Origin of the sequence: Arthrobacter sp. Hiyo1 (assembly GCF_001263615.2) — a bacterium.
Lineage (GTDB): Bacteria > Actinomycetota > Actinomycetes > Actinomycetales > Micrococcaceae > Arthrobacter.
In genome coordinates this window covers 230,140-237,023 of sequence record NZ_DF952468.1, presented here as the reverse complement: position 1 = coordinate 237,023, position 6,884 = coordinate 230,140, and the positions used below count along the sequence as shown (strand labels likewise).

Genomic DNA, 6,884 nt, shown 5'->3' with positions numbered 1-6,884 from the left:
CGGCTCCGGCTCCGGCTCCGGCGGTGCGGACCATCTATGTTGCGGGCTCCGGCGGCCAGGCGGCTGTGGACAGTTGCATAGGCCCGATCCATTTCACTCCGACGGACGCCTATTCGCTTTTCATTACAGAACATGATTTCTGCGGCGGGTGGGCACGATTCTCGGGTATCGGCGTCGGCGAGACGGTGAGCATTCCCGGTTACGGCACATACACCGTGACAGCTCGCGGCCAGGTGCCCCAAGGCGGGACGACAAACAACGTCGCAGCAGTATTCGGCGGCTTCCCCCGGGCGATACTGCAGACGTGCATCCCGGGCACCAACCAGATGCTGGTCATCGCGCTGAACTAAGGGCGCTCCCGTCGGCGCGGGCTGGGCGAGCGCCCTTCCTGACCCTCTTTGAATTTTAGAAGGCCCCGTAGAGGGCGTGTCGTCGGGGTGTTGCGCGGGATCGCTTCTCAAAGAAGGTCAGGAAGGGAGGCACCCGGACTCCCTTCCTGGCTGAAAAAGCAGGCCGGAAGCTGAACGCTTCGGCCTGCTTCTGCAAGGGTGGGCTTTCGATCTTCCCCACAAGACCTCGCTCAACAACCTCCGGTTTGGGAGACTGGATCAAGACCTGAGATTGGGGCGAACTTGGACGGACAACAATGGATCTGGGTTGCGACGGTGCTGGTCGTCGCGGCGATAGTAGCCATTGTCATGGCCTTTGGCCGCCACTGACAGTCGCCGGTTGGTCGCGAATGCGTGCCGGACCTCGCCTTTCCGGACGGGCTCCGGCATCGTGGCCCGGAAGTGCCCGTGGCTCCGGGCGCGAGAGCTTCCTGTACTTCCGCTTCGAGCGCCACAGCACGAGCAGGTGGAGCGAGCACATCAGCACAACTGTGATGCCAACGAAGACCACAAGGTCAATGAGAAAGCGGCCAAAATCCACGAGCAGGGATGCCTTTCGGTCCGGACAACCTCCTGATCGTAGCTTGAGATGGCCGACAGACGAAACCGGCCCACTACAGGGTGAACCTCAAGGAAACACTAAGAAAAGATCAAGATTTCACTAAGACTGTCAGCTCGCGCGCCAACCAGGCGCCACATGCTTATGGAAGAATCTGTTTTGCTCAGGTAACTGAGGCCCTGGCCGTGATCTTCAAGAAGCGCCGCCACCTGAGGATTGGGGGACACCCAAGTGGCGGCGCTTCTAAAAACTATCGGCAGGCTGCGCGCGCTCTCAGCTTTTCAGCAGGATCTTTACGAAATCTTTACGGCAAGTGCCCAGCAAACTTGCGGGCTTCGCGAAGGCACAGGGCAGGCTTCACTGGCCGACGGATGGGCTCCGGAGCGGACGACTTCATCACCAAGCCCTTCCGTGCGCGGGAGATGCGGGCCAGTATCGCGCGATGACGCGCCGGCCGCTGCGCCCTGCACGCCCACCCAATGGGTTTCGTTCGTCGCTGCCTGGCAGGAAACTCAATCGAGGAAGACACTGAAGGGCCACCGGCATCACGGCCGATGACCCTTCAGGTTGTCCTGTGATTTGGAGCTAGGCGGGGACGTCGAACCGCTGGCCTTCCGGCTTGGACGGCAGGATCGTGAAGACGAGCAGCGCCAGTCCACCGAGGAACGGGACGAGGCCGATCAAGATCATCCAGCCACTGAAGTTCACATCGTGGAGGCGGCGGACAGTGAGGGCCAGAGACGGGACGATGACTGCCAGACCCCAGATGACCAGGAGGATGACGCCGACCATCGCCCCGGGACCCGGGACCATAGCTCCGGAGTCATTGACGGTGGCACCCGCGGAGCCAGCTACGGACATGACGATGTTCAGCACGGTGGTGACGACAACCGAGATGAGGGTCCACCACCAGTACTCGCTACGGCTGGCCCGGCCGGTGAACGTGGCGTACTTCTTGAAGAACCGGCTTGCTGCCTCGCCGATCGGTGCACCATAGTACGGGGCCCAAAGCGGAATGGCGCTGCCAAACTGGGTGGTTTGTTGCTGCTGGTACGACAATGGATCTCCTAAATAGACGAGTAAGTTCGAGGGTGATCGCGAGTTACGACGCGCCGTACCCACGTTGAGTTCCGTGCATAGGACTTGGACATCTTCGAAGGGCGCCGCCGCCTGAGAATTGGGGGAACCACAGGCGGCGGGCCATCTTTCTAGATGCGCACCACCCGAGAATTGGGGGAAACCTCAGATGGCGGCGCGTCCGAAACTATCGGCAAGTAGCGCCATTTCGTCACGATCTTTGCGAAATCTTTACGGCAAGCACCCAGTGGCCTTGTGGCTACCGCCCAGATTTCTCCTCTAATTCACTTGGACCAACACCGGGCCCGGCCGGCCTAAGATGCAGGGGCGGGGGCTCCAAACGCGCGGAGGCCGTTGTTTGGTGTGCGCCGCGGGAGTGGTTACACCTTGGCGTCCATCAGCTAGCGCCGAAAACGAAAAACCCCCGGAATCTCGCGGATTCCGGGGGTTTTACTTGGTAGCGGTGGGGAGGCTCGATCTCCCGACCTCACGATTAGCGGGCGGGCGTTTTCATCAATTTCCGTTGGACCTCGAAAGCCCCGTGATTCCGCCCTCAACGAGGCCGCTCTCCAGCGCCGCGCCTTCCTCTACTTTCATTGGATTCCGTCGTTTTCGTTGGGTAAACGTTGGGTCTCGCACAGCTCGGGTGGCCGGCGCGCTATGGATAGAACTGGAGCACGTTCCGCATCGCGACCGAAGATCGATTGCCGCACGGAGCCACGGAACTCCGCGCCTATGCCAGGAAACACCCGTACCGACCGGGATAGGGGTGTAGCCAGTGTCCGCAGTGGATTGGCCAGCCCTCAGCAGATCGATGGTTGCGTCCCGTGGAGTGGTGTAGTTCTGCCGCGGTAGCGCGTTGCCCGGCAACGTCGTGAGCCATCGTCCGATGGTCAGTGAGTACCGATCAAAGAACTCACGGAAAGACACAAACACACGATGACTCTAGAACAGTCTGCCCTGCTTGACCTGCTTGGCCAACTGAAACTCACTGATGTCTCGGACCGGATTCGTTCCGCGGCCGAATCGCTGTATCAGCAGCTCATCGAAGCGGAGGCGACCGCGTTCATCGGCGCCGCCCCGTCCGAGCGCACCGATGAACGCACTACCCAGCGCAACGGGACCCGGCACCGGACGTTGAGCACCACGGCCGGGGACCTGAACCTGGAGATCCCCAAGCTGCGGACCGGGTCGTTCTTCCGGCCCTGCTGGAGCGACGCCGGCGCGTGGACCAGGCCTTGTACGCCGTCGTGATGGAGGCCTACCTGCACGGGGTCTCCACCCGCAAGGTCGATGACCTGGTCAAGGCGCTGGGCGCGGACGTCGACGGAGTACCCGTATGTTTTCCTGGACGCCACCTACTGCAAGGCCCGGGTGAATCACCGGGTCGTGTCCCAAGAGGTCGTGGTCGCGTTCGGGGTCGCGCCGACGGGCGGCGGGAAGTCCTTGGCTTCGACGTCGGCGACAGCGAGAACGAGGGTTTCTGGACCGCGTTCCTACGGTCGTTGAAGACCCGTGGGCTGGACGGCGTGAAGCTGGTCATCTCCGACGCGCACACCGGGTTGAAGAAAGCCATCGATACGGTGTTCCAGGGCGCCGGCCTGGCAGCGCTGCCGGATCCACTTCATGCGAAGGAGAAACCCGGGACGGCCTGCGCAGCCGAGTCGCCATTCCCATCTACGTCGGGATCCAAGGCCGCGCCGAAAGGTGACGAGGCAGGGCGGCCACGGCCCCAGTGACATCGGTGTTTGAGGATCACGTTTTGATTTCGAAGGGCACCCGGATGTCCACCGAGTGCTATTGTCCGAATCAATCCGGTAAGACACCGGGAGGCCCGGCCTTCAATTGGGGGGAACCGATGAAAAGACCCCCTAGCTCTGTCCTCGCTTTTGATGGCTGGTTGCGGGCAGAGCGCCGCCGGAGCGCCGTCCAGCACGCCTCGGGTTGCAACCCCGGCGTCATTGCCCAGGGACAAGTCCTCCGCTCGCATGCAAGAAGCACTCTAGACAGGATCCGCAATGACACGAGAAAACACTCAACCCGACGTCAAAAGTAACGCGAAGGCCCAAGCCGCAGCAGACAAGGCCTATCGCAAGGCATCACGTCCGTGGTTCAAAAAGAAGCGTTTCATTCTCCTGATGATTCTTGTGGTCATCATCATCATCATCGCGATTGCTGCAAACTCCGGTAAGAAGGACGCCGCCGCGACGAGCGCTCCGGCCACCTCGGCGGCGAGTACACAAGCCGCTAGCCCCGCTGCGCAGAGCGGGACCGCAGCCCAACTGCAGGCGCTGGCCGCAGCAAAAGGCTACCTGGATTCCGGCATAGGTTTCTCGCAGGCTTCGCTTACTAAGCAACTCACCTCGAGTGCCGGTAACGGTTTCGCGCAGGCCGATGCCCAGTGGCTGTTGATAACGCCGGGGCAGACTGGAACGCGCAGGCCCTCAAAGCGGCGAAAGGCTATCTGACCTCAGGTATGGGATTCTCGCAGGCTTCCCTTACCAAGCAACTCACCTCGAGTGCCGGTAACGAGTTCACGGCGCCGCAGGCTGAGTCCGCCGTCGCCAACTCTGGTGCGGACTGGAATGCGGAGGCCGTCAAGGCAGCGAAGGGCTACATGTCCTCAGGCATGGGTTTCTCACGCCAGAGCCTGATCGCCCAGCTAACCAGCGCTGCCGGCAACCAGTTCACCGATACGCAGGCCGGGTACGCCGCCGACCAGGTGGGGCTGAAGTAACCGGCCGCCTTCTCGTCGATCCGCAAATACTGGGGGGCATTGCCTGGCAAAGGCGACAGTCTGCTTTGATAACAAGCAGGGCACCCGGCCAGTACGTGGTGCTCTACCAGCCCACCGTCTCATTCTTCTCCAACCGAGCGGCGTGGATCAACACGCTCTAAATCAATCTGATCGAACGAGAAAGCCCGCAGACTGATGCTGTGGGCTTTCTCCATTTTGACTCCCCGCCACGGCGTGGATTTCATGCGTCCGGACCGGCCTGATCCGAAAATGAGATGAACTGCCGCTGTGGCGCCGCGCGTGTGGGTGCCCAGTCGCTTCCATTTCGGGGCCGGCGGTGGAAGGCTATGCACATGTCACAATACCTCGTACTGAATACGCATTCGGAGCCACTTCGCTTGCTTGACACCCAGGATGTCGAACAGTTGAAAATGGACCTCTCAACCAAGCCGTTTGTGAAACTGCCCGCATACCTGCCCGAAGTGCCCACTACGGTCCAGATCTGCATCAACACCAATGCCGTCGCATACTGGGCGATTTATCAGGACGAAGCCTAGAAGCACTACAGCAACTTGCGGCGTCCGTCGCAGATTGCTGGGCGTAACTTCATTTCAAAATGGGGGGGATCCAATGAAGTGCGGGGACCTATTGTGAATGCAAAAGTAATTACCAGTTTCGTATCCGCGGCCGTCCTCGGAGCCGCTACGCTTATCGTCGGCCTCATACCCTACACAAATTCGGGCTACACGATCTGCCCATCCGCGCTTACCCGGATGACAGGCGGCACCACTTTCGTGGAGTCTCTGGCAGACACCTTCACCGCTGGTGCGTGCACCAACTATGCCGCAAAGATGACGGCTATTATGGCGATCCTAGCGATTCTGGCTGTCGGCGCCCTCACCCTCGGGCTATTGCTTCGAAGCCATTCCAGACGGGCTGCATTTCCCTTGCCACGGCCGACCGCTCAAGGACCGGCCTTCTGGGCAGACGACCCCGGACGTGAAGGCTGGCTCCGCTGGTGGGACGGCTCCCGGTTTACAGACAACTGGCGGCCCAAGGAATGAGCTTGAGTGAAAATTAGATTCGAGACGGGCCTCGCGAGCAGAGATACCGCTCATGAAAACGCGCCGTACTGCAGTAACGGATCTGTATTACTTTGACAAGGGAATTTGCTGGCTATGCCAGGGACCCGTTGACCTGGAGCTACGCGGTCTGGATCCTCGCAGCTCCGAGATCGACCACGTTATCCCCGTATCCACTGGGGGCCTGGATGTCTGGGGGAACGTCAGCCTGTCCCACAGGGCGTGCAACATTCTGAAATCAGACCGTGCCGCGGACCAGTTCACGCCCGCAGAATACCGAGCCAATCTAGAGCGTATGGTCTTCAGGAGCACCCACCCAGACTTGTGGCTTCACATGATTATTTGCCGTCGAGAAACCGAGCTGAAGGAAGTTAGCAGGGAGCTGCTAGGGACCCGGCTGGAGCAAAAGCGGCTGGAGGAAGCTCGACTTCGCGCCGACAAGCCAAGACTCCGTTCACTCCAAGATCAGATTGACGACCTTAATGTGAGAGCCAGACAAGCTAAAGCCTATATACGAATGCACCGCCGGGCGGGAAGAGCTTCGTCAGTTCCGATTCGAAGTCGCCCGGCGTCGATGCTGGGCTATTGGTGTTCATATGCTTGGTCTCGACGCGCTTGGTTGGTGACGCTTTACTGCGTTTGTTTCCGCTCTATTGGTGTTGTCAGTCTCTTCCTTGCCGAACACATCGCGCGCTCCGAATCAGACATCGTCAAATAACGCGACGCCGGGTGCCGTTCATCCAGGGCCGCCCCGGCGAGGACGGCACCGTGGCCCGGGAGCTGTCCGTGGGCCGCTGGGGCCTCATCCCCACCTTCCACCGGGGTGAGAGACATGGTCATGGTCGGGGACCGGGGCATGATCACCAGCGCCCGGATCCGGGCACTGGCCGAGCTCGGCGGCCTGTCCTGGGTGACCTGCCTTCGGGCCCCGGCGATCCAGGCCCTCGCCGAGGACGACGGGCCGTTGCAGATGAGCCTTTTCGACGAGCAGGACCTCGCCGAGATCAGCCACCCCGACTACCCCGCGAACGCCTGATCGC

The 6,884-nt window shown here is 60.9% G+C and carries 6 protein-coding genes and 3 pseudogenes; 8 read left to right on the top strand and 1 reads right to left on the bottom strand.

The window, feature by feature from the left end; all coding sequences use genetic code 11:
* Window positions 1-350 (top strand): annotated as a pseudogene (locus AHiyo1_RS00970) (LysM peptidoglycan-binding domain-containing protein); the annotation flags it as partial.
* A gap of 1,183 nt (window positions 351-1,533) precedes the next feature.
* Here the strand turns inward: AHiyo1_RS00970 and AHiyo1_RS00960 are convergent.
* Window positions 1,534-2,007 (bottom strand): DUF805 domain-containing protein, encoded by a 474-nt coding sequence (locus tag AHiyo1_RS00960; RefSeq protein ID WP_059387324.1) that lies wholly within the window; start codon window positions 2,005-2,007, stop codon window positions 1,534-1,536.
* Window positions 2,008-2,964: 957 nt separating this feature from the next.
* Between AHiyo1_RS00960 and AHiyo1_RS28140 the strand changes: the two are divergent.
* From AHiyo1_RS28140 to AHiyo1_RS00925, 7 genes and pseudogenes are all read left to right on the top strand, one after another.
* Window positions 2,965-3,657 (top strand): annotated as a pseudogene (locus AHiyo1_RS28140) (transposase); the annotation flags it as partial.
* 386 nt (window positions 3,658-4,043) lie between these two features.
* Window positions 4,044-4,493: an Ltp family lipoprotein gene (locus AHiyo1_RS25950; protein ID WP_059387321.1), complete on the top strand. Its 450-nt coding sequence runs from the start codon at window positions 4,044-4,046 to the stop codon at window positions 4,491-4,493.
* 8 nt (window positions 4,494-4,501) lie between these two features.
* Window positions 4,502-4,762, top strand: coding sequence for an Ltp family lipoprotein (locus AHiyo1_RS25945; RefSeq protein ID WP_059387320.1), 261 nt, complete (start codon window positions 4,502-4,504; stop codon window positions 4,760-4,762).
* 353 nt (window positions 4,763-5,115) lie between these two features.
* Window positions 5,116-5,319, top strand: coding sequence for a hypothetical protein (locus AHiyo1_RS00940; RefSeq protein WP_059387319.1), 204 nt, complete (start codon window positions 5,116-5,118; stop codon window positions 5,317-5,319).
* 93 nt (window positions 5,320-5,412) lie between these two features.
* Window positions 5,413-5,826: a DUF2510 domain-containing protein gene (locus AHiyo1_RS25345; RefSeq protein WP_059387318.1), complete on the top strand. Its 414-nt coding sequence runs from the start codon at window positions 5,413-5,415 to the stop codon at window positions 5,824-5,826.
* A 52-nt stretch (window positions 5,827-5,878) separates the two neighbouring features.
* Window positions 5,879-6,562 (top strand): HNH endonuclease, encoded by a 684-nt coding sequence (locus tag AHiyo1_RS28135; RefSeq protein WP_084784290.1) that lies wholly within the window; start codon window positions 5,879-5,881, stop codon window positions 6,560-6,562.
* A gap of 114 nt (window positions 6,563-6,676) precedes the next feature.
* Window positions 6,677-6,868 (top strand): annotated as a pseudogene (locus AHiyo1_RS00925) (IS1634 family transposase); the annotation flags it as partial.
* Window positions 6,869-6,884 lie beyond the last annotated feature (16 nt).